The sequence below is a fragment of the Pseudomonas sp. KBN10P06128 genome, assembly GCF_037574945.1.
GTDB lineage: Bacteria > Pseudomonadota > Gammaproteobacteria > Pseudomonadales > Pseudomonadaceae > Pseudomonas > Pseudomonas aeruginosa.
In genome coordinates, this window is sequence record NZ_JBBELR010000001.1 from 4,785,222 (window position 1) to 4,806,741 (window position 21,520).

The window sequence follows — 21,520 nt, forward strand, 5'->3', positions numbered from 1 at the left end:
CGATGGAAATTCCGCGCCCATCATAGAACAGGCGTCCGCGTTGCCGCAGGACGCCTGTCGTCGGACGATGCGCCAAGTCGCATCCGAATATTCAGAAACCGACGCTGGCCTGCATGAACAGCGTTCGCGGCTGACCCACGTAGATTCCCGAATTGTTGTCGCTGGAGCGGGTGAAATACTGCTTGTCGAACAGGTTCTTCACCCCGAGGCCGAGCTTCAGGTTCGACGCCTGCGGGCCGAAGTCGTAGCCGACGCGGGCATTCCAGGTCACGTAGCCGGGAATGTCGCCGTACTGGCCGTCGGCGCTGGGCTCGGTGATGTAGTTGTGGGTGAAGTTGCCCTGGCTGTCGGTGCTCAGCCCTGGCGCGCGCTGCATGGACTGGGCGAAGGCGTCGAGGTTGTAGGTCCAGCGGTCGACCTCGTAGCGCACCCCGGCGGTGGCCACCTGGCGCGAGTAGAGCGGCAGGTCGCGCCCCTTGAAGGAGGGAATGTCGCCTTCGTAGGTGGCGCGGGTATAGGTGAGGCTGCCGTAGACCGACAGGCCGTCCAGGCGCGGATCGAGAGCGGCGAAGTCATAGTGGCCGGAAGTCTCGATGCCCTGGTGCTTGGTGGCGCCGAGGTTGGTCCAGCCGACGTCGTTGCTGACGTACTGCAGCTCGTCGTCGAAGTCGATGTAGAACAGCGTGATCTCGCCGCCCCAGCTGCCGTTGTCGTAGCGCGTGCCCAGTTCGTAGGTCTTGGCCTTCTCCGGCTCCAGGCCGGCGGCGGTATCGTTGCCGCTGCCGCCCTGGCCGAGCTGGAAATACTGCAGGCTGCCGAACGATTCGGAGTAGTTGGCGAACAGCTTCCACTCGTCGCTCAAGTGATACATCAGGCTCAGCGCCGGCAGCGGTTCGTTGTAGTCCTTGCTGCGCTTCTTCTCCTGCACCGGCTTGCCGTTCAGGCCGAGCACCGGGCGGTCGCGCCAGTCGCTGTCGATCTTCTCGAAGCGGATGCCGGGAGTGATGGTCCAGTTGCCGACATCGATCTTGTCGTCGATGTAGAAGGCGCTGGCCTCGGTACCGCCGGTACGGTCCTGGTAGGTATGGCCGTCCGAGCCGGGACGCACGGTCGGCACATTGTCGACCAGGGCCAGTTGGCTGGCGCGCTCGTTCATCGCTTCCTTCAGGTAGCGGTAGCCGATGCCGATCTCCTGGGTGGTCGGGCCGGCGAAGAAGATCCGCGAGACCCGCGGCTCCACCGCGAACACATGGTAGTCGCGCGGGTACGAGGTGATGGTCCTGAGGTTGCGCGCGGCGATGCTGCTGCCGCGGAAACTGTCGCTGTAGTAGGTGAGCACCTCGAACTGGGTGAGGTCGTCGACCTGGCGGGTGTACTTCAGCGAGAAGTCCTTGCGCCGACCACGGAAGTTGTCCCAGTCGCGCACCGACTGGAAGGGATCGTCGTCGTACTGCGCCTGGGTCAGGCCGCCCGGCATATCGGCGTAGGCGTCGTAGTAGTGGAAGTTGGCCGCCAACTGGTCGCTGTCGGTGAGCTGCCAATGGGTCTTGAGCAGCACGTCATCGATATCGTTGTCGTTGTTGCCGTCGCGGTAGTCGGCGCCCTTCACCCCGGAATACAGCAGCGCCACGCCCAGGCCGTTGTCGGCGGTCCCGCCGAGGAACGCCTGGTTGAGCTTCTTCCAGCCGCCGTGGCCGGCATGCTCGATGGTGGTGCCGATTTCGCCGGAGAACTTCTCCGGAATCGCCCGGGTCACGAAGTTGATCACCCCGCCGACGTTCTGCGGGCCGTAGCGCACCGAGCCGGCGCCGCGCACGACGTCGATGCTCTCCAGGTTGCCGATGGACAGCGGCATCATCGACAGCTGCGGCTGGCCGTAGGGCGCCACCGCCGCCGGCACGCCGTCGATCATCACCGTCGAGCGCGGCGACAGGCGTGAAGTCAGGCCACGCACCCCGACGTTCAGGGAGATGTCGCTGCCGCCGGTACCGTTGTTGTCCTGCACTTGCACGCCGGGCACCTTGCGCAGCACGTCGCGGACGTTCTGCGCACCGCTCTCGAGCATTTCCCGACGACGCACCACGCTGCGCGCGCCGGGATGGTTCTGCACCACCGCCTGGTCGGCTTCGCCCAGCCAGTCGCCGACCACGGTGACCGTGCCCAGCTCCTTGGCTTCCTCTTCGGCCTGCGCCGCCTGCATGGACACACCCAGCGCGATGGCGACGGCCAGGCGCGACAACGAACTCACGGACGACATCGAGGCTCCCCCAGGGACGCAGGAAAAAGTGGGGCGCAAAAGTACGGCAAATCGTAAAGAGCGTAAATACAAATGATTTGCAAATGTGAGCTTGACTTATTCGTATGTCGTCAAGGACGAGCGCGCGCAGGCCGAGCGGTATTCACCCGGTGCCACCCCGTAGGCCTGCTTGAACTGGCGACCGAGGTGGCTCTGGTCGGCGAAGCCCAGCTCCAGGGCCACCTCCAGCGGCGCCCGGCCGCTCTTGAGCAGTGCCCTGGCCTGCTCCAGGCGGCGCTGTCTGAGCCAGGCGTGGGGCGGCATGCCGGTGGCGCGACGGAAGACCCGGGCAAAATGGAACGGGGACAGATTGACCGCCGCCGCCAGTTCCTCCAGCGAAGGCGGATCGAGCAACCGCGCCGCCAGCAGTTCGCGGGCGCGGGCCACCGCCAACGGCTCCTGCCCGGCCTTCGGCGCTTCTGGCAGGCGGGCGTGGCGACGGAACAGGGCGAGCATCGTCTCGCGCCAGCGGGTCTGGGTTTCCAGGCTGCCGGCATGCTCGGCCAGCAGGCGGTGCAAGTGGACGAAGGCGCGTGCCAGGGGCTGGTCGTGGATCACGCTGTCGGCGAAACGCGGCACGCCGCCATGATGGATTTCCAGCTCGTCGAGAATCCCGTCGATCTGTTCCATTTCCGGGTAGTAGCCGCGATAGAGCCAACCGGCATCATGGGCCTTGGAGCCGGTGTGCACTTCGTCGGGGTTGATCAGCACCATGCTGCCCAGCGGGGCCAGGTGCTCGCCGCCACGATGGCGGAAGCGCTGCGCGCCCTGCTCGATGATGACCAGGGCGAAGCTGCTGTGCACGTGCGGCGCGAAGCGCTGCTCCACATAGCGCGCGTGCAGCAGTTCGACGCCGCCCAGTTCGGCGGCGCGCCAGAAATGCGTGTGTTCTCCGCTCGTCTCGTCCGGCACTGCCGTCTCCTCGTTCGCCCGTCCGGACGGGCCGCCCAGCATACCGCAGGAGCGACGGAACCGGCTTCAGCCGGTGAAGCTGGCTTCCAGCGCCGCCTTGACCTGCGGCCATTCGTGGTCGGTGATGCTGTAGACGAAGGTGTCGTCTAGCCGCCCGCCGGCCAGCCGCCGGTGGTTGCGCAGTACGCCCTCGCGCTGCGCGCCGAGCTTGTCGATGGCGCCCTGGGCGCGCAGGTTGCTCGCCGCCGTGCTGAGCTGCACGCGGACCATGCGCAGGTTGTCGAAGGCATGCTTGAGCATCAGGTACTTGATCATGCGGTTCAGGCCGCTGCCGTGCTGGGCCTGGTCGAGCCAGGTCCAGCCGATCTCGCAGGCCGGCAAGGCGGGAAGGAATTCGGCGAAGCGCGTGGTCCCGACCAGTTGCACGCCGAGGCGGACGGCGAGCGGCAACGCCCTGCCCTCGCGCTGCTCGACGAGGCTCTGGCGGTACCAGTCCGGCCGCGTCGGTCCGTCCATGTACTGCAGCGCCTCGCGGTTGGCTTCGGCGAGGCTCACCAGCTCGGGAATGTCCGCTTCCACCAGCGGCTCGAGACGCAAGGCTCCGCGCTGCAGGGTGATCGGTAGCGGCTTGAACATGGGCGCCCTCCTCGACATCGACGCAAAACTCCGCTCCCATCAGAGCGCAGCGGCCGCGTTTAGTGCCGCAGCCGAAACCGGCTACGATGAACGGACAGCCGGCCGCCGAGGCCGTCCGCGCTCACGCAGCCCGGCACGCTACCAACTCCGCGCGTCCGGCTCAAGCATGCGTGCGACCTTGGTCGCAGGCGGCCTGACGCGCGGGCCGACAAGTGCGAAACTGGCGCGAAAGCAAGACCCCCGCCTCACGCCAGCTTCACGCGGGGACATCATCGGAGTTCGCATGTCGCTGTCCATCGGGCTGATCGCCGTGGTCGCCCTGGTCTACATGGCCATCCTGTTCGCCATCGCCTTCTATGGCGACCGTCGCCGCACCCCGCTCTCACCCCGCCTGCGCGCCTGGGTCTACAGCCTCTCCCTGGCAGTGTACTGCACCAGCTGGACCTTCTTCGGCGCGGTCGGCCAGGCCACCGACCAGCTCTGGTCGTTCCTGCCGATCTACCTCGGACCGGTGCTGCTGATGCTGTTCGCGCCCTGGGTGCTGCAGAAGATGATCATGATCAGCAAGCAGGAGAACATCACCTCCATCGCCGACTTCATCGCCGCCCGCTACGGCAAGTCGCAGGCGCTGGCGGTGGTGGTGGCGCTGATCTGCATGGTCGGCGTACTGCCCTACATCGCCCTGCAACTGAAAGGCATCGTCCTCGGGGTGAATCTGCTGATCGGCTCCGGCGCCGACTCCACCGGTACCCGCGCCCAGGACACGGCGCTGATCGTGTCGCTGGTGCTGGCGCTGTTCACCATCGTCTTCGGTACCCGCAGCCTGGATGTCACCGAACACCACCGCGGCATGGTCCTGGCCATCGCCTTCGAGTCGCTGGTCAAGCTCACCGCCTTCCTCGCCGTGGGCATCTTCGTCACCTTCGGCCTCTACGACGGCTTCGCCGATCTCTTCTCCCAGGCCCGCGCCGCGCCGCAGTTGGCCGACTACTGGGAAGAGACCGTGCACTGGCCGGCGATGCTGCTGCAGACCGGCGTGGCGATGACCGCGATCATGTGCCTGCCGCGGCAATTCCACGTCACCGTGGTGGAGAACATCGAGCCGCGCGACCTCAACCTGGCGCGCTGGGTGTTCCCCATCTACCTGGTGCTGGCCGCGTTGTTCGTGGTGCCGATCGCCCTCGCCGGCCAGTTGCACCTGCCCGCCGGGGTAATGCCGGACTCCTTCGTCATCAGCCTGCCGCTGGCCGAGGCGCACCCGGCGCTGGCCCTGCTGGCGTTCATCGGCGGCGCCTCGGCCGCCACCGGAATGGTCATCGTCGCCAGCGTCGCGCTGTCGACCATGGTCTCCAACGACATGCTCCTGCCGTGGCTGCTGCGACGCCGGGAAAAGGACACCGAACGGCCCTTCGAGGCCTTCCGTCACTGGCTGCTGACCGTGCGCCGGGTGAGCATCGCGGTGATCCTGCTGCTCGCCTACGTGGCCTACCGCCTGCTCGGCTCCAGCGCCAGCCTGGCGACCATCGGCCAGATCGCCTTCGCCGCCATCGCCCAGCTCGGCCCGGCGATGATCGGCGCGCTGTACTGGAAACAGGCCAACCGCCGCGGGGTCTTCGCCGGCCTCGCCGCCGGCTCGCTGCTGTGGGCCTATACGCTGGTCCTGCCGGTGGTGGCCAAGGGCCTTGGCTGGCCGCTGGAGCGCATCCCCGGCCTGACCTGGCTGGCAAGCAATCCCTTCGGCCTGCCGATCGAGCCGCTGACCCAGGGCGTGCTGATCTCGCTGGTCGGCAACTTCGCCCTGTTCGGCCTGGTCTCGGTGCTCTCGCGCACCCGCGTGTCCGAGCACTGGCAGGCCAGCCGCTTCATCGGCCAGGAGATCTCCCAGCGGCAGAACTCGCGCTTCATGCTCGCGGTGCAGGTGGAAGACCTGCTGATGCTCGCCGCGCGTTTCGTCGGCGAGGAACGCGCGCGGCAAAGCTTCATCCGCTTCGCCTACCGCCAGGGCAAGGGCTTCACCCCGAACCAGACCGCCAACAACGAGTGGATCGCGCACACCGAGCGCCTGCTCGCCGGGGTCCTCGGCGCGTCCTCGGCGCGGGCGGTGGTGAAGGCCGCCATCGAAGGGCGCGAGATGCAGGTGGAGGACGTGGTGCGGATCGCCGACGAAGCCTCCGAGGTGCTGCAATTCAACCGCGCCCTGCTGCAGGGCGCGATCGAGAACATCACCCAGGGCATCAGCGTGGTCGACCAGTCGCTGCGCCTGGTGGCCTGGAACCACCGCTACCTGGAACTGTTCGAGTACCCGGACGGGCTGATCTACGTCGGCCGACCGATCGCCGACATCATCCGCTACAACGCCGATCGCGGCCTGTGCGGGCCCGGCGATCCGGACATGCACGTGGCCAAGCGCCTGTACTGGATGCGCCAGGGCACTCCGCACACCTCCGAGCGGCTGTTCCCCAACGGCCGGGTCATCGAGCTGATCGGCAACCCGATGCCCGGCGGCGGCTTCGTCATGAGCTTCACCGATATCACCGCCTACCGCGAGGCCGAACAGGGCCTCAAGGGCGCCAACGAGTCGCTGGAACAGCGGGTCCAGGAGCGTACCCAGGAACTCTCGCAGTTGAACCAGGAACTCAGCGAGGCGAAGAGCAACGCCGAGGCCGCCAACCAGTCGAAGACCCGCTTCCTCGCCGCCGTCAGCCACGACCTGATGCAGCCGCTGAACGCCGCGCGGCTGTTCTCCGCCGCCCTCGCCCACCAGGACGCGCTGCCCGGCGAGGTCCGCGACCTGGTGCAGCACCTCGACTCGTCGCTGCGTTCCGCCGAGGACCTGATCACCGACCTGCTGGACATCTCGCGCCTGGAAAGCGGCCGGGTCAGCGCCGAACGCAACCCGTTCCCGCTGAACAACCTCTACGATGCCCTCGGCGTCGAGTTCAAGGCGCTGGCCCAGGAACAGGGCCTGCATTTCCGCCTGCGCGGCAGCCAGCTGCGGGTGGACAGCGACATCAAGCTGCTGCGGCGCATCCTGCAGAACTTCCTGACCAACGCTTTCCGCTACGCCAAGGGCCACGTGCTGCTCGGCGTGCGCCGCGAGGACGGCTGCCTGCGCCTGGAAGTCTGGGATCAGGGGCCGGGCATCCCACCGGACAAGCAGAAAGTCATCTTCGAAGAGTTCAAGCGCCTGGACAGCCACCAGACCCGCGCGGAGAAAGGCCTCGGTCTCGGCCTGGCGATCGCCGACCGGCTCTGCAAGGTCCTCGGCCATCCGCTGGAGGTACGTTCCTGGCCGGGCAAGGGCAGCGTCTTCAGCGTCCGCGTACCGCTGGCGCGGCAGGCGCCGCCGGCCCTGGCCAACGGCCACAAGGCCGAACCGGCGCAAGCGCTGAACGGCGCCCAGGTGCTCTGCGTGGACAACGAAGACAGCATCCTCGCCGGCATGAACAGCCTGCTCAGCCGCTGGGGCTGCCAGGTCTGGACCGCGCGCAGCCGCGAGGAATGCGCCACGCTGCTGGACAGCGAGATGCGCCCGCAACTGGCGTTGATCGACTATCACCTGGACGACGGCGAGACCGGTACGCAATTGATGGCCTGGCTGCGCACGCGCCTGGGCGAGCCGGTGCCGGGCGTGGTGATCAGCGCCGACGCGCGGCCGGAACTGGTGGCGGAGATCCACGCCGCCGGCCTCGACTACCTGTCCAAGCCGGTCAAGCCGGCCGCGTTGCGGGCCCTGCTCAGCCGCCATCTGAGCCTGCGCTGAGCGGGCCTCAGTGACGGCGGATCAGCAGCGCACGGATCTGCTGCGCGGTCTCGCCGTCGACTTCCGCGAGCATCCGCACCTTGCCGGCTACCAGCGCCGCCAGCGGCGCTCCGTCTCGATAGAGCAGGCGGTTGCCGGTCACCGCCGGCACCCGTTCGCCGGGTAGCAGGCCGCCGACCAGGTTCAACGGATCGACTGCCGACACCACCAGCATCGCCCCATCCGGCGGCCGCTTGCGCACCTCGCGCAACAGGCCGACCGCTTCCGCCAAGGCGAACTGCTCGCCGGCCAGGCCGGCGATGAAGCGCCCGCCGCGAATCTCGCCGCGCGCTTCCAGGCGATGGTAGACGCGCAGCAACTCGCGCCACGGCGGCAGCCAGTCGACTTCGCGCTCCAGCAGGCGCCAGGCGACCACCCCATAGCGCCGCAGCAAGGTCCGGGCGACATGTTCGAGAACCTCCGCCGGCAAACGCTGCCCCGCCTCTTCCGCCTTCGCCCGGCGCAGCGGCGCCCAGCGCCCGGCGTCCTGCATGCCGCCCGGCAGGCCGCGCGAGCGGCGCTCCTGGCGGCTGCGCTTGTCCGCCGGCATCAGCAGGGTGCGCAGCCCGGCGAAGCTGTCGGCGTTGACCCGGCCGACCGAGACCAGCTCGCCGAGGGCGTTCTCCAGCTCGCTGCGCAGCAGGTGGGCGTCCTGGCTCAGTTCGTCGAAGAACGATGCACCCTGCTCGCGCAGCACCTCCAGTACCCTGGCCGCGCGCGGCGACAGTTCCGGCTCCGGCGCGTCGCGCTGCAGGACGCTCCAGAGCCCCAGCTCGCGGCGCGGCAGGAGCACGATCGGCGCGCTGCGCAGCGGACCGCCGGCGGCCTTGCTGCGTCCGGCCAGGCGCGCCCAGACGATGCGTCCGGAACGGCACAGCTGGTCCAGCCAATGGCTGGCGTAGTCGGCCACCCGCGCTGCCAGCAGTTCGCTTTCCCAGGCGGCCGCCGCGGCCTGGAAGCCTTCCAGTTGCTCGACCACCGTAGCCAGGGACTCCGCTCCCCGGCCACGGGTGCCCGGCGCCAGGCGCTGCCAGTCGAACAGGAAGCGCATGAAATCGGCGCGCTGCACCGGCTCGATTTCCCGGCGCAGGCGCTTCACCGTATAGCGATGGATGCGCGCCAGCAGATGGCGTTCGCACCACTCCTCTTCCGTCGCGCCAGGACTGAAGCGGCCACGCAGCACATAGCCTTCGCGCTCCAGGGCGGCCAACGCGTACTGCTGGTCGGCCAGGCCGATGCCCAGGTCGGCCGCCAACTGCCCGGCCGTGCGCGGCCCGAAGCCACCCAGGCGGGCGCGGGTCAGCTCCACGGTCGCCGCTTCCGCCGAGTCCGGCGGCGGATAGCCGCGAGGCGCCTGGAAAGCGTCGGGCACCTTCGCCGCGGGATGCACCAGGCGCATCGCCGGCAGGCGCTCCGCCGCCAGCCAGAGAATGCTGCCTGCGCAGTCCAGGCGTCCGGCGCGGCGTTGCTCCGACAGTTGCGCAAGCCATTCCCCCCAGCCCGGATTGGCCTCGGCCTCGCCCGAGGTGAGGTAGCCCAGGCTGTTCAGCGCCTCATGCATCTCGTCGGCGTTGCGCGCTTCCGGCCAGGCCTCGCCACGCACCGCCTCGATCGCCTCAAGGTCCAGGGCGCCGAGATCGTCGGCGGACTCGGGATCGCTCCAGCGGCGATTCTGTACCGCCTGGGTACGCCGCTCTTCCAGCGGCGCATCGTCGAGATAGGCGTAGGGACGCGCGGTGAGTATCTCCGCCGCCAACGCCGAAGGCGCCGGCAGGTCGCGCGCCAGCAAGTCCACCGCGCCGCTCTCCATGTCGCGCAGCAGGGCCAGCCAGCCGTCGCAATCCATCGCCTCGTGCAGGCAGTCGTCGAGGGTCTGCGCCACCAGCGGGTGATCGGGCACCTCGCGCTCGCCGACGATATTCTCCAGGCACGCCACCTGATCGGGGAACACGCTGGCCAGCAGATCCTCGCTCTTCATCCGCAGCAGTTGCGGCGGCACCTTGCGACCGCCGGCATAGCGCGGCAAACCGAGCGAAGTGGTCAGGTTCCAGCGCCAGCGCACGCCGAACAGCGGCGCGTCGAGCACGGCCTGTACCAACAGATGCTCGGCGCTCGCCGAATGCAGGTAGCGCCAGACCTCGTCGAGGGGAAAGCTGTGGCTGGTGGACAGCGAGAGGATGATCGCGTCCTCGGTGGCCGCCGCCTGCAGCTCGAAGTTGAAGCTGCGGCAGAAACGCTTGCGCAGCGCCAGGCCCCAGGCGCGGTTGAGGCGGCTGCCGTGAGGACTGTGGATGATCAGTTGCATGCCGCCGGATTCGTCGAAGAAGCGTTCCATCACCAGCCGCCGGCTCCCGGGCAGGCCACCCAGGGCCTGGCGGGCGCGGGCCAGGTACTCGACGATCTGCCGCGCGGCGCCATCGTCCAGCCCGAGGGTGACGCCGAGCCAGGCGATGGCTGGCTCCAGCCGCTGCCCTTCCGGCAATGCCTGGCCTTCGCCGAGCAGCTCGTCGAGGGTGTCGCGCAGGCGCGCCACGCTGGCCGACAGCTCGTCGCTGCGCCCCGGCGCCTCGCCCAGCCAGAACGGAATGTTCGGCGGCTGGCCCTGGGCGTCCTCGACCCGCACCCGTCCCGGCTCGATGCGGATGATCCGGTACGAGGTGTTGCCCAGCTGGAACACGTCGCCGGCCAGGCTCTCCACCGCGAAATCCTCGTTGACCGTCCCCACCAGCAGGCCCTGCGGCTCCAGCAGCACGCTGTAGTCGCCGGTATCGGGAATGGTCCCGCCCGAGGTCAGCGCGGTCAGCCGCGCGCCACGGCGGCCACGGAGCAGGCCGTTGAGCGCATCGCGATGGAGATAGGCGCCGCGCACGCCGAGGCGTGAGTGGTAGCCCTCGGCAAGCATCCGCAGGACTTCGTCGAAGCGCTCGCGCTCCAGCCCGGCGTAGGGCTCGGCGCGGATCACCAGGCGATAGAGGTCGTCCTCGCGCCACTCCTGGCAGGCCACTTCGGCGACGATCTGCTGCGCCAGCACGTCCAGCGGCTGGCGCGGCAGCACCAGGCTGTCCAGCTCGCCACGGCGCACGCTGTCGAGCAGCGCCGCGCATTCCACCAGGTCGTCGCGGGAGGTCGGGAACAACCGGCCCTTGGGGGTGCCGCCGACGCTGTGCCCGGAACGCCCGACCCGTTGCAGGAAGGCGGCGATGGAGCGCGGCGACGACAACTGGCAGACCAGCTCGACGTCGCCGATATCGATGCCCAGCTCCAGCGAGGCGGTCGCCACCAGTACCTTCAATTGCCCGGCCTTGAGGCGCTGCTCGGCATCCAGGCGCAGCTCCTTGGCCAGGCTGCCGTGGTGGGCCGCCACCTGGCGGCTGCCGAGGCGTTCGGCGAGGAAGCGGGTGACCCGCTCGGCCATGCGCCGGGTGTTGACGAACACCAGGGTGGTGCGGTGCTCGCCGGCCAGGTGCGCCAGGCGGTCGTAGACCAGCTCCCAGGTGTCGTTGGACATCACCGCTTCCAGCGCCACCGGCGGTACCTCGATGCCCAGGTCGCGGGGGCGCGTATAGCCGATGTCGACGATCCGGCAGGCCGGATCGCGCGGATTGCCGCTGGCGCCGACGAGGAAGCGCGCGACCTTCTCGATCGGCTTCTGCGTGGCGGACAGCCCGATCCGCAGCAGCGGTCGCGGACACAGCGCCTGCAGGCGCTCCAGCGACAGCGCCAGGTGGCTGCCGCGCTTGCTGCCGGCCAGGGCATGGATCTCGTCGACGATCACGCTGCGCACCCCGGCAAGCATCTGCCGGCCCGACTCCGAGCCGAGCAGGATGTACAGCGATTCGGGCGTGGTGACCAGGATGTGCGGCGGGCGCTTGCGCATCGCTCCGCGTTCGACCTGCGGCGTATCGCCGGTGCGCACCGCGCTACGGATATCGACGTCGGGCAGGCCGAGACGCGCCAGTTCCTCGCGGATGCCAGCCAGCGGTTGCTCCAGGTTGATGCGGATGTCGTTGGACAGCGCTTTCAGCGGCGAGACATAGACCACCTGGGTGGCATCCGCCAACTCGCCGCCGGCGGCCAGCCCCTCCACCACCAGGGCATCGATGGCGGCGAGGAAGGCGGTCAGGGTCTTGCCCGAACCGGTGGGCGCGGCGACCAGGGTCGAAAGCCCCTCGCGGATCGCCGGCCAGGCCTCCACCTGCGCCGGCGTGGGCGCGGCGAAGTGGCGTTCGAACCACTGGCGGACGACGGGATGGAACTCCGCCAGGGGCCGCGGAGCCGGCTCGGCGCGGCGGGCGGAAGAGGATGAAATAGGCATCATGCTCCGCACTATGGTGGCGCCGCGGGCGACTCACAAGCCCCGCCGATCGCCCGTCGGGCGCAGTTTCAGAGCCCGGCGACGAAACGGTCGAAGCGCTCGGCGTGCAGCGCTTCGCTGCCGTTCTCCTCGAGCAGCCGGCGAGCCTCGGCGGCCTTCGGCGTCTCGCCGCCGATCAGGCCGAGCAGGCGCTCGCCGCGCGGCGTGAGGACGAAGTTCTCGCCATTGCCGCCCTGCTCTTCCGGACGCGGCTCGATGAAGCCGCCCTCCAGCAGGATCGCCTCGTAGTCGGCGGCCTTCTGCTTCAACGCATCCATGTCGCCGACCCGCTGCCCGGCCTGGGAGCGTTCCTCGGCCAGGCGTTCGGCATGGGCGCGCGGGGCGAAGTTCTCATGGGCGGACTGCCGGACCTCCAGCAGCAACCGTTCGACCAGATCCCAATCGTGAGTCATGGCATACCTCCTGCGGCATAAGCGACGAGGGTCCTTCGCACCCTCTCTATGCGTGCGACCCGCAACCCGCAGCGAGGGTTCGAATCGGTCGCCGTCCGGCGTTGCGGCTGAACTTTGTCGGCTCGACCGGGCTCCACCGCTCAGGACCACCCCACAGGAGTACGCCATGAAACCGCTTTTCGCCCTCGCCAGCGCCTGCGCCCTGCTGGTCGCCACGCCGGTCTTCGCCTGTTCCGAAGCGGAGGCGGAAAAGATGGGCAAGGAAGTCGCCACCAAGGTCGCCTCGATCACCCAGAAGAACCCGCAACGGGCCAGGGAACTCAACGAGCAGTTGCGCCAGCGCCAGGAAGCCCGCTCGGAACAGAACCGGCCGAGCGATTGCGATGCCTACGCGCAGATGCTCAAGGAACTGGATCAGGAAAAAGGTGACGTACAGCGCAACACTTCGCAGTGATCCGCCGGTTCGGGGTGCGGCGGCCCGGGACGGCGGGGTCCGGCGCCCGTGACGGGCGCGCCACCCACCCCGCCTGAGTCACTGAGACAGGCGCGGGCCGAACAGCACGACGCTGGCACCGACCACGCACAAGGCCACACCCAGCCAGTCGCTCCATAGCGGCCGCGAGCGCTCGACGAAAGCCAGCCAGAACAGCGACGCGGCGACGTAGATGCCGCCATAGGCGGCATAGGCGCGGCCGGCGTAGCTGGCCTCCACGCGGGTCAGCAGCAAGGCGAACAGGGTCAGGCTGAGCAGGCCGGGCAGCACCCAGAGGGCGCTCTTGCCCAGCCGCAGCCAGAGATAGAAGGCGTAGCAGCCGGCGATCTCGCAGAACGCCGCGAGGACGAACCAGAGGTAGTTGATCACCGCCGCCCGCCCTCCCGCTCCCAGGCGCAGCGGACCTGCAGGTCGCTCTCCTGGGGGGTATGAAAGCCACGCTCGGACTCCCAGCGAAAGGTATGGCTGCCGTTCACTTCGGTCTCCAGGTGGACCACCGCGCTGGCCCAGTAGAGGCGCCTGAGCAACGCCTCGAACTGCTCGACCCACAGGCTCCACTCGTATTCGATGGCCTGGTAGCTGGCACCGAAGTGGATGATCTGGGTCTGGTAGAGCCCGGCCCCGGACTGCTCGCAGCGGCTGAACATCTCGCGGCCGAGGAACGGCCAGGCCTCGCCGCCCGGCAGGCTGTCCAGCACGCGGCGGTTGGCGGCACGGCGCATGCGCCGTTCCATCGAATCGCCCGGCCAGTCGCGGATGCAGCCATAGACGATGGATTCAGACTCCACAGGGGTACTCCAGAACAGAACGGACTCGCAGAGGCAGCCTTCTAGCACAGGGCGCGAGGCCGGAAAAGCAAAAAGCCTCGCAAATGAGCGAGGCTTCTTGTGGGGTCCAACGTACTTCGGCAGGCAGGCCGGTGACTCAAGCTACTCGATCGCACCGCCTTGGGCAAGCACTATCTGCGCCGCACCGCAATGGTGCAAAGCCGCGCCCCTGCTGGCCTGCAGCCATTTCCACTCAGGCCTGGCGCTGACGCTTGGCCTGCATCTTGCCGGCCATCGCGGTCATCTCGTCATAGATCGCCTGGGGATTCTGCTGCTTGATCCTCCAGGCCATCCGCGCCTGCTCGTGGGGCAGGATCAGGAAACTGCCCTTGGCCACTTCGGCGTGGATGTAGTCGGCGATGTCGGCGGCGCTGATCGGCGAACTCTCCAGCAACTTGCCGACCTGGTGCTTCATCTCGGGGCTCGGGCCGCGGAAAGAGTCCAGCAGGTTGGTCTGGAAGAACGAAGGACAGACCACATGGACGCCGACCTCGACCAGCGCCAGCTCTACCAGCAGGCTTTCCGAAAGCGCCACCACCCCGGCCTTGGCCACGTTGTAGTTGCTCATCGCCGGGCCCTGCATCAACGCCGCCATCGAGGCGATGTTGACGATCTTGCCCTTGCTTCGCTCCAGCAACGGCAGGAAGGCCTTGCAGCCCTTGACCACGCCCATCAGGTTGATCGCGATCTGCCAGTCCCAGTCCTCCAGGGACAACTCGCCGAAGAAGCCGCCGGAGGCCACCCCGGCGTTGTTGACGATGACGTCGATGCCGCCGAACTTCTCCTCGCAGCTCTGTGCCAGCGCGGTCAGTTGACTGTAGTCGCGTACGTCGCAACGCTGGGTGAAGCCATCGCCACCCGCCTCGCGCACCAGTTTCAGGCTTTCCGCCAGGCCGGCTTCGTTGACGTCGGCCAGCGCCAGGCGCCAGCCGTCACGCGCCCAGCGCAGGGCGATTTCGCGCCCCAGCCCGGAGCCGGCACCGGTGATCATCATGCGGTTTTGCATAGGGGTCCTGCCTTCCTGTTCGTGTGATGAAGGCCAGTGTAACCAAGGGTTTCAGCGGCCTCCGGCTAAATCAGGAAGCTGAATGCCTCGGGCAAACCCGGACATGCCGGGCCGCGCGAGGGGCTCAGGCGAGCAGCAGGACGCAGAGCTTGCCCAGGACCAGGGCGATGCCGCAGGAAACCAGCAGGTAGGAGGCGCCATCGAGACGCCGGCGGTACAACTGGGCGAAGGAACCCACGTGATGCTGCAGGACGAACATTCCCAGTGCCACCAGGATCGCCGGGATCAGGAAGACGAATTGCCAGAAGTGTTCGACCGCCAGCGTCGCTTCGCCGTCGTCCGCGAGCAGCAGGGCGCCCCCCAGCAACTGGCCCAGCAACAGCAGCCCCCCGACGCCAATACAGGCACGTCCCCAGCCGATCATCAGTCCCTCCCAGAGCGTTTCCGAGGGACCAGCATAGCCAGATGCCGCCATGCGATCTGTGCCCTGGGTCAAGCTGGGCGGCCCGCCCGGACATCCACCAGGCAATTTCATGACGCGGGTAACATCCTGCGGAAACGAGCCCCGCCCGCCGGACGGGGCCCGACCGCCTCAGAACACGTACTGCAGGCGCATCACCAGGCCATCGCCGCTATCGTCGCCGTTGGCATTGCTGATCTTGTCGGTCTTCGCCTTGACGTAGTTGGCGGAGACCTTCACCGCCTCGTTGGCGTACCAGTTGACGCCCAGGGTATGGGTCTTGCCCTTGGCGTCGCCGACCTCGCGGGTGGCGCTGTCGACGACGATGTTGTCATCCTCGACCTTGATCGAGTCGTAGCGGTAGAACAGCTCCCAGGCGCCGATTTCCTTGTTCTCCGGCTTGATGGTGTCGAACTTGGCGCCGTCCAGCTTGTAGAGGCGCGGCTCGCCGGTGAGGGTGTAGGCCAGTTGCGCGTAATAGCCGGAGGCCTTGAGATCCTCGCGGTCGCGCTCGGCCTTGACCGTGCGCCGCAGGTACTCGGCCTGGGCCGAGAAGGCACCCAGCGCCCAGGCGCCTTCCAGGCCCCAGACCGAGTCGTCCTTCCACAGCCCCTCGACTGCCGAACTGCCGCCGAACAGGCCACGGTTGCCATTGCTGCCGGCATCGTTGCCGCCATTGGTGGAGACGCCGCGCATGCCCATGCGCGGGCGGATCCGGGTATCCACCGCGCTGTCCTCCAGGTCGCGATAGGCGTATTGCAGGCCCAGGTGCACCACGTTGCCCGGCTCGTGCAGCGGCGCGAACACGCCGCGCAGGTTGTAGCGCTTGACGCTGTCGCCGTCGGTATCGTTGTTGTTCTCGCTGAACACGCTGCCCGAGAGGAAGGCCATGCCGCCCACCACCGAGCTGGCCTGGATACCGGTACCGACGTTGTCGTTGACCCAGTCGGCGATGTCGTAGGTGAGGTTGCGCTCCAGCGCGGTGACCCATTTGGAGCTGGTGGCCTTTTCCAGGCCGAAGTCGGTGTAGAAGCGGCCGAACTTCAGGTTGACCGGATTGAAGCCGGTATAGGTGACCGAGGCTTCGTCGAAGTAGCCGGCGCTGTCGTTGCCGACGTTGCGCGACAGGTCGTAGTTGATCTGGTACTTCCAGTCACGGTAGACGGTGCCGCCGAACTCCAGGTAGGCGCGGCGGAAGTAGGCGGCATCGGCGGTATTGCCGTTGTTCGTGTAGTAGCCGTCGAAGCGGCCGTAGTCGGCCTGTAGGCGGCCGCCGAGCTTGAAGCTGAATTCCTTGTCGGTGGTGGCGACTTCGAGGCCGCCCTTGGTCTTGATCACGATGTCGGCACCGTCGGTGGTCACGGTCCCGGCCAGGCTCTGCGCGGAAATCGCCAGGCCCAGCAAACTCCAGGCAACACTGCTCCCCACCCCTTTGCACGAGTGTCTGCGAATCATCAGGTAAGTCCCCTGTTCGGATTTCGAATGGTCTTGAGCAGCGCGGAAACGGCCGGTTCTGTCGCCGGCCGGCGCTGCTGGAGGGGGATCATCTGGATGGGTTGTGACAGCGAGACTGCAAAGCGCGAAAGCTTTTGTGACAGGCAGCCGGATAGCGCCTGGATGAGGCCGTCGGATAAGGGCGCAGGCCTAGAGGCATCAGGTCCGGGCGACAGATGTAACAGCTTGTTTCATATATTGCGGCAACCTTGCGAAGATTGCATGGCTGCAATGAAACTCAAGAGTTTCTGCCGATAACCGTCTGGCTTTCGGATATTCCTGCCAGTACCTGCGGGTGGACCTGTAACGAAAGAAAGACCCGGTTGCAGGCTGCCAACATCGCCACAACCGGGTAAGGAAGCGATTAAAAAGACCTCGCCGGAGCGAGGCCGAAAACAGGAGCAGATCGTTGTCGCTTCTTAGAACACGTACTGCAAACGGGTCACGAAGCCGTCGCCGTCATCGTCGCCATTGTTGTTGGTAATCTTGTCGGTCTTCGCCTTGACGTAGGCCGCGCTGATCTTCACCGCATCGTTGACGTACCAGTTCACGCCCAGGTTGTGGGCCTTGGCCTTGGTGTCGCCGACTTCGCGAGTGGCGGTATCGGCGACGACGTTGTCGTCTTCCACCTTGATGTTGTCGTAGCGGTAGAACACTTCCCAGGCGCCGATTTCCTTGTTTTCCGGCTTGACGGAGTCGAACTTGGCGCCCTCCAGCTTGTACTGGCGGGACTCGCCGGTCAGGGTGTAGGCCAGTTGCGCGTAGTAACCCTTGGCCTTGATGTCCTTGTAGGCGTTGTCATCGGCCTTCAGCTTGCGTGCCAGGTATTCGGCCTGGGCCGAGAACGGGCCCATCGCCCAGGCGCCTTCCAGGCCCCAGACGCTGTCGTCCTTGTAGGAACCGGCCGGCGAGTTGGAGACACCGCCGAAGGTCGCGCGGTTGCCGTTGTCACCGGCGTCGTTGCCGCCGCTGGTGGCGATGCCGCGCATGCCCAGGCGCGGACGGATGCGCGAGTCGAAGGCGGTGTCGTCGAGGTCGCGGTAGGCATAGTTCACGCCGACATGCAGAACATTGCCGGCTTCGTGCATCGGCGCGAACACGCCGCGGAAGTTGAACTGCTTGACGCTGTCGCCGTCGCTGTCGTCGGCGTCCTTGGCGGATACGCCGGCGGACAGGTAGGCCATGTCGGCGAGGGTCGAGTTGACCTGGGCGCCCATGCCGTCCTGGTGGGTGTTGATCCAGTCGGCCAGTTCGTAGGCGGCGTTACGCTCGGGAGCGGTCACCCACTTGGAGCTGGTGGCCTTTTCCAGGCCGAAGTCGGGGTCGAAGCGACCGAACTTCAGGTTGACCGGGTTGAAGCCGGTGTAAGTGACCGAAGCTTCGTCGAAATAGCCGTTGTCGGAGCTGCCGGTGTTGTGCGACAGGTCGAAGTTGATCTGGTATTTCCAGTCCTTGTACGCGGTGCCGCCGAGTTCGATGAAGGCGCGGCGGAAGTAGGCGGCGTCGGCGGTGTTGCCATTCTTGGTATAGAAACCGTCGAAACGGCTGTAGTCGGCCTGCAGGCGACCGCCCAGCTTGAAGCTGAATTCCTTGTCGGTGGTGGCGACTTCGAGGCCGCCCTTGGTCTTGATCACGATATCGGCGCCGTCGGTGGTCACGGTGCCGGCGAACGCCTGGGCAGATACGGCCAGAGCCAGAGCGCTGGCAACGAAGCCGAGCGAGTGCTTACGGATCATCGAAGATTTCCCCTTAATGGTGTGTGCATTGGCAACACGCGAGTGCCTGGCTACAGCGCGCCCCTTGTTCCGCGCTGGCCGTAAGGCGGCCCCTTTGTGTTGGGGGGAATCTTGGCGATGGCAGATTGCAGCCAAATTGCATGGAGATAAATGTTTCATTACAGAGGAACTTTTTATCTCCAATGCGAATAACGCGAAAAGCCCTCTACTACGGGCCTTTCGGGTTATTCGATATGGGTAGAAAGCTCAGCGCAATTTTCGCGCAATCCAGAAGTCAGCAGAAAGCCACTTGCCGGCGCCGCCGAAGAACAGCGCGAGCAACATCACCAGGTAGGTCGCGGCGAACTCGATGCCGTTGTTGAGGATGGCGAAGCTTCCACTCGACGTCAGCCAGTCGTAGTTGCCGTATTCGCGCAGGATTTCCCGGGCCCGCGCCAGCTTCTCGCCGGCCTCCAGCACCTGGGTGTTGGCGAACGGCGCGGACGGATCGGCGATCGCCTGCCAGCCGTTCGGCCAGTGCACGGCGAAGATCGCTACCAGCATGGTCACCATCAGCGGCAGGCTGATCCAGCGCACGGCCAGGCCGCACAACAGCAGCACGGCGCCACCGGCCTCGCTCAGCGCGGCGAGCCAGGCCAGCAGTTCGGGAAACGGCAGACCGAGTCCCCAGTCGGGATTGCCGAACCACTCGATGGTGGCCGGCATGTCCGCCAGCTTCTGGCTGCCGGCCATCCAGAACACCGGCGCCAGGTACAGGCGCAGCGCCAGCGGGGCGAGGAAATCCGCTCGACGGGTGACGTCGAGGGCATGCTGTAAACGCAAGAAGACAGTCTTCATCATCACTCCAGAGCGCCCTCGCCCATGAGGATGCCCTGGGCGTGCCAGTCCTCCAGCAAGGCGAAGGCATTTTCGAAATACTCCGCGTCGGCGCTCAGGCCGCAGCTTCCGGCCAACTCGCGCAACAACGGCAGCAGCGTCACCGACGCCTCCCCCTCCTCGCTCAGGCGCTGCGCGAGGCGATAGGCGAATGGCGACAGGTGCAGGAAGCGCACCCGCTCCGCCGGATCGCGCCAGACCAGCAGGCAGGTCGGCTCGGCCGGCGGCTCCACCGGCCGATGGCTCGGCCCCAGGCGATGGACCGGCCAGCGATAGGCCAGCGGCCAGGCCAGTGGCGACCACGACCAGGCCTGCGGCAGCGTCTCGACAGGCGCCTCGGCCAGCGACAGGGCCAGCTCGACCCACTCGTAGTGAGCCAGCTCCAGCAGGAAGGGCGGATCGCCCTCCTCCGCGCGGTAGCCGTCCTGCAGCCAGCCGATGAACTCCTCGCCCAATTGGCTGAAGTACGGTGTGCGGCAGCGATGCTCGCGCATGAAGGCACGCACCAGGCGATGCCAGCGCGGCTCGTCGAACAACTGGCGCAGGACCGGGAAACCGCTGCTGATGAAACCGTCCAGGTTGTTGAAGAACAGTTCCTCGTAGATCGCCATGCGCTCCGTCGCGATGCCGGGCGGCAAGGCCTGCTGCGGATCGCGGATACGTGCGGCGAAACGCCGTTGCAAGGTCGTGTGGTTCATGTGCCGTACCCCAGGCTGCGCAGTTGCGCTTCACCGCTGCGCCGCTGCAGCTCGCGGATGCGATCGGTTTCGGCATACAGCTCGCTCAGTGGCGGGAGGTTGAAATCGCGCTCCAGCAGCGTCGGGCGTTCGCCATGGCAGGCATAGGCATGTGCCAGCAGTTCCCAGACCGGATCGCAGACCGGCGCGCCATGGGTATCGATCTTCAGGCTGGCGCCCTGTTCGTCGTGCCCGGCCATGTGCAGGTAGGCGATCCTCCGGCTGGGCATCGCGGCGATGTAGGCGTGGGCGTCGAAACCGAAGTTGCAGGCGTTGACGTAGACGTTGTTGACGTCCAGCAGCAATTGGCAATCGGCTTCCTCCAGTACCGCGCGGACGAAATCGACCTCTTCCAGCTCGCCCGGCAAGCGCGCATACGCCGAGACGTTCTCGACGATCAACGGCCGCTCGAGGACGTCCTGTACCACCCTGACCCGTTCGGCGACCCGGCGCACCGACTCGTCGCTGAACGGCAGCGGCATCAGGTCGTAGAGCTGGCCGTCGTCGGCGCAGGCCGACAGGTGCTCGCTGTAGGCACGGATGCCATGCTGCTCGATGAAACCCTTGATCGCGCGCAGCAACGACATGTCCAGCGGGGCGTAGCCGCCGAGGTTGAGAGACAGACCATGGCAGAGGAACGGCAGGCGCTCGGTCAGCTCGCGGAACTGGCGGCCGAGACGGCCGCCGATGCCGATCCAGTTCTCCGGGGCGACCTCGAGGAAGTCGACCCGGACCTCATCGCCGGCGCCGAGCGGCTCCAGCAGCGCGCGACGCAGGCCTAGCCCGGCGCCGCTGACGAATTCCCGTTGCATGGTCCGTCTCCTCAGGCCTTACGACTTCTTCTTGTCGGCGCCGCAGTTGCCTTCGCCGGCCTTCTTCTCGCCACCGCAGGAACCTTCCTTGGCCTTGCGATCCGCACCGCAGCTGCCTTCATGGCCGGCCTTGGAGGCTTCGCGCTTGCCCTTGTCGGCACCGCACTTGGCCTCGCCGCAGGAACCTTCCTTGGCCTTCTCGGCGGCAGCCACGCTGTAGCCGCTGCTCAGCTCCTGCACGGCGAAGGGATTCTGCGCGGCATGCGCGCCGACACTGGCTACGCCGAGCAGAGCAGCGCCGACGACGGAGGAAGCGAGGGAAATCTTTTTCATGGGTAACTCCTGAAGTTGGTAGCGGGCGCCGGTATGGCGTCCTCGCTCCAATGGACGGAGCCCCCCCGGCGGCGTTACAGCGGAGTCGAAAAAAATTTCCCGTCCCTTCGCCTGGCGTCAGGGTTTGCCCCTGCTGGAGAAATATCGGGCGGCGATATCCGCCAGGTCCCAGGCGTTCTCCTCGACTTCGGATGCCCGCCCAGCGAAACGGATTGCCGCCCCTCCGTAGGGCGCATATCGCGCAGCGATATCCGCCAAGCCCAGCCACACTCCTCGACCTCGTCACGCGGAAGAGAGAGCCGCCCACGCCAGGCCGGGTTCGGTTCGCCCACG

Annotated in this window: 17 protein-coding genes; 2 read left to right on the forward strand and 15 right to left on the reverse strand. The window is 67.1% G+C overall.

Going from position 1 to position 21,520, the window contains the following annotated elements:
* Positions 1-91: 91 nt before the first annotated feature.
* The 3 genes from VQ065_RS22420 to VQ065_RS22430 all read right to left on the reverse strand — a co-directional run bounded on the left by VQ065_RS22420 (position 92) and on the right by VQ065_RS22430 (position 3,862).
* On the reverse strand, positions 92-2,257 hold the full coding sequence (locus VQ065_RS22420) for a TonB-dependent receptor family protein (protein ID WP_003091606.1): 2,166 nt from the start codon (positions 2,255-2,257) through the stop codon (positions 92-94).
* 96 nt (positions 2,258-2,353) lie between these two features.
* Positions 2,354-3,208 (reverse strand): AraC family transcriptional regulator, encoded by an 855-nt coding sequence (locus VQ065_RS22425; protein ID WP_003091607.1) that lies wholly within the window; start codon positions 3,206-3,208, stop codon positions 2,354-2,356.
* A 66-nt stretch (positions 3,209-3,274) separates the two neighbouring features.
* Entirely contained in the window at positions 3,275-3,862 is a 588-nt protein-coding gene (locus VQ065_RS22430) for a GNAT family N-acetyltransferase (RefSeq protein WP_073660237.1), read from the reverse strand.
* Between the two features lie 265 nt (positions 3,863-4,127).
* Between VQ065_RS22430 and VQ065_RS22435 the strand changes: the two genes are divergently transcribed.
* On the forward strand, positions 4,128-7,607 hold the full coding sequence (locus tag VQ065_RS22435; protein WP_003091610.1) for a PAS domain-containing hybrid sensor histidine kinase/response regulator: 3,480 nt from the start codon (positions 4,128-4,130) through the stop codon (positions 7,605-7,607).
* Positions 7,608-7,614: 7 nt separating this feature from the next.
* Here VQ065_RS22435 and VQ065_RS22440 read toward each other — a convergent pair whose 3' ends face one another.
* The gene (locus VQ065_RS22440; protein WP_014603939.1) at positions 7,615-11,961 is read right to left on the reverse strand and encodes a DEAD/DEAH box helicase; all 4,347 of its coding nucleotides are present in this window, start codon (positions 11,959-11,961) and stop codon (positions 7,615-7,617) included.
* Positions 11,962-12,029: 68 nt separating this feature from the next.
* On the reverse strand, positions 12,030-12,413 hold the full coding sequence (locus tag VQ065_RS22445) for a hypothetical protein (protein ID WP_003091614.1): 384 nt from the start codon (positions 12,411-12,413) through the stop codon (positions 12,030-12,032).
* Positions 12,414-12,579: 166 nt separating this feature from the next.
* Between VQ065_RS22445 and VQ065_RS22450 the strand changes: the two genes are divergently transcribed.
* Positions 12,580-12,867, forward strand: coding sequence for a hypothetical protein (locus VQ065_RS22450; RefSeq protein WP_003091615.1), 288 nt, complete (start codon positions 12,580-12,582; stop codon positions 12,865-12,867).
* A 78-nt stretch (positions 12,868-12,945) separates the two neighbouring features.
* Here VQ065_RS22450 and VQ065_RS22455 read toward each other — a convergent pair whose 3' ends face one another.
* The 10 genes from VQ065_RS22455 to VQ065_RS22500 all read right to left on the reverse strand — a co-directional run bounded on the left by VQ065_RS22455 (position 12,946) and on the right by VQ065_RS22500 (position 21,187).
* Positions 12,946-13,275: a YnfA family protein gene (locus VQ065_RS22455; protein WP_003091616.1), complete on the reverse strand. Its 330-nt coding sequence runs from the start codon at positions 13,273-13,275 to the stop codon at positions 12,946-12,948.
* Positions 13,272-13,694 carry a hypothetical protein gene (locus tag VQ065_RS22460; RefSeq protein WP_003091617.1) on the reverse strand — a complete coding sequence of 141 codons (423 nt, stop codon included), beginning with the start codon at positions 13,692-13,694 and terminating at the stop codon, positions 13,272-13,274. Before VQ065_RS22460 ends, VQ065_RS22455 begins: the two co-directional genes overlap by 4 nt.
* Before the next feature lie 232 nt (positions 13,695-13,926).
* Positions 13,927-14,739 (reverse strand): SDR family oxidoreductase, encoded by an 813-nt coding sequence (locus tag VQ065_RS22465; protein ID WP_003091619.1) that lies wholly within the window; start codon positions 14,737-14,739, stop codon positions 13,927-13,929.
* A gap of 124 nt (positions 14,740-14,863) precedes the next feature.
* Positions 14,864-15,163 (reverse strand): hypothetical protein, encoded by a 300-nt coding sequence (locus tag VQ065_RS22470; RefSeq protein ID WP_003091621.1) that lies wholly within the window; start codon positions 15,161-15,163, stop codon positions 14,864-14,866.
* A gap of 168 nt (positions 15,164-15,331) precedes the next feature.
* Positions 15,332-16,654, reverse strand: a complete 1,323-nt coding sequence (oprP, locus tag VQ065_RS22475) for an outer membrane porin OprP (RefSeq protein ID WP_003122437.1) — start codon at positions 16,652-16,654, stop codon at positions 15,332-15,334.
* A gap of 458 nt (positions 16,655-17,112) precedes the next feature.
* Positions 17,113-18,429, reverse strand: a complete 1,317-nt coding sequence (oprO, locus tag VQ065_RS22480) for an outer membrane porin OprO (RefSeq protein ID WP_003104423.1) — start codon at positions 18,427-18,429, stop codon at positions 17,113-17,115.
* Between the two features lie 246 nt (positions 18,430-18,675).
* Entirely contained in the window at positions 18,676-19,266 is a 591-nt protein-coding gene (locus VQ065_RS22485) for an HvfX family Cu-binding RiPP maturation protein (protein ID WP_003091622.1), read from the reverse strand.
* Positions 19,267-19,268: 2 nt separating this feature from the next.
* A complete protein-coding gene (locus tag VQ065_RS22490; protein WP_003111723.1) occupies positions 19,269-20,003 on the reverse strand; it encodes an HvfC family RiPP maturation protein in 735 nt (244 codons plus the stop codon).
* On the reverse strand, positions 20,000-20,854 hold the full coding sequence (locus VQ065_RS22495; protein ID WP_003091624.1) for an HvfB family MNIO-type RiPP peptide maturase: 855 nt from the start codon (positions 20,852-20,854) through the stop codon (positions 20,000-20,002). Before VQ065_RS22495 ends, VQ065_RS22490 begins: the two co-directional genes overlap by 4 nt.
* An 18-nt stretch (positions 20,855-20,872) precedes the next feature.
* Entirely contained in the window at positions 20,873-21,187 is a 315-nt protein-coding gene (locus VQ065_RS22500) for an HvfA family oxazolone/thioamide-modified RiPP metallophore (protein WP_003091625.1), read from the reverse strand.
* Positions 21,188-21,520 lie beyond the last annotated feature (333 nt).

What these genes read in the sequence shown, in the direction of transcription:
- VQ065_RS22420 (WP_003091606.1), bottom strand. Translation starts at nt 2,257, where the DNA reads ATGTCGTCCGTGAGTTCGTTGTCGCGCCTGGCCGTCGCCATCGCGCTG.
- VQ065_RS22430 (WP_073660237.1), bottom strand. Translation starts at nt 3,862, where the DNA reads ATGTCGAGGAGGGCGCCCATGTTCAAGCCGCTACCGATCACCCTGCAG.
- VQ065_RS22435 (WP_003091610.1), top strand. Translation starts at nt 4,128, where the DNA reads ATGTCGCTGTCCATCGGGCTGATCGCCGTGGTCGCCCTGGTCTACATG.
- VQ065_RS22440 (WP_014603939.1), bottom strand. Translation starts at nt 11,961, where the DNA reads ATGCCTATTTCATCCTCTTCCGCCCGCCGCGCCGAGCCGGCTCCGCGG.
- VQ065_RS22445 (WP_003091614.1), bottom strand. Translation starts at nt 12,413, where the DNA reads ATGACTCACGATTGGGATCTGGTCGAACGGTTGCTGCTGGAGGTCCGG.
- VQ065_RS22450 (WP_003091615.1), top strand. Translation starts at nt 12,580, where the DNA reads ATGAAACCGCTTTTCGCCCTCGCCAGCGCCTGCGCCCTGCTGGTCGCC.
- VQ065_RS22465 (WP_003091619.1), bottom strand. Translation starts at nt 14,739, where the DNA reads ATGCAAAACCGCATGATGATCACCGGTGCCGGCTCCGGGCTGGGGCGC.
- VQ065_RS22470 (WP_003091621.1), bottom strand. Translation starts at nt 15,163, where the DNA reads ATGATCGGCTGGGGACGTGCCTGTATTGGCGTCGGGGGGCTGCTGTTG.
- oprP (WP_003122437.1), bottom strand. Translation starts at nt 16,654, where the DNA reads ATGATTCGCAGACACTCGTGCAAAGGGGTGGGGAGCAGTGTTGCCTGG.
- oprO (WP_003104423.1), bottom strand. Translation starts at nt 18,429, where the DNA reads ATGATCCGTAAGCACTCGCTCGGCTTCGTTGCCAGCGCTCTGGCTCTG.
- VQ065_RS22485 (WP_003091622.1), bottom strand. Translation starts at nt 19,266, where the DNA reads ATGAAGACTGTCTTCTTGCGTTTACAGCATGCCCTCGACGTCACCCGT.
- VQ065_RS22490 (WP_003111723.1), bottom strand. Translation starts at nt 20,003, where the DNA reads ATGAACCACACGACCTTGCAACGGCGTTTCGCCGCACGTATCCGCGAT.
- VQ065_RS22495 (WP_003091624.1), bottom strand. Translation starts at nt 20,854, where the DNA reads ATGCAACGGGAATTCGTCAGCGGCGCCGGGCTAGGCCTGCGTCGCGCG.
- VQ065_RS22500 (WP_003091625.1), bottom strand. Translation starts at nt 21,187, where the DNA reads ATGAAAAAGATTTCCCTCGCTTCCTCCGTCGTCGGCGCTGCTCTGCTC.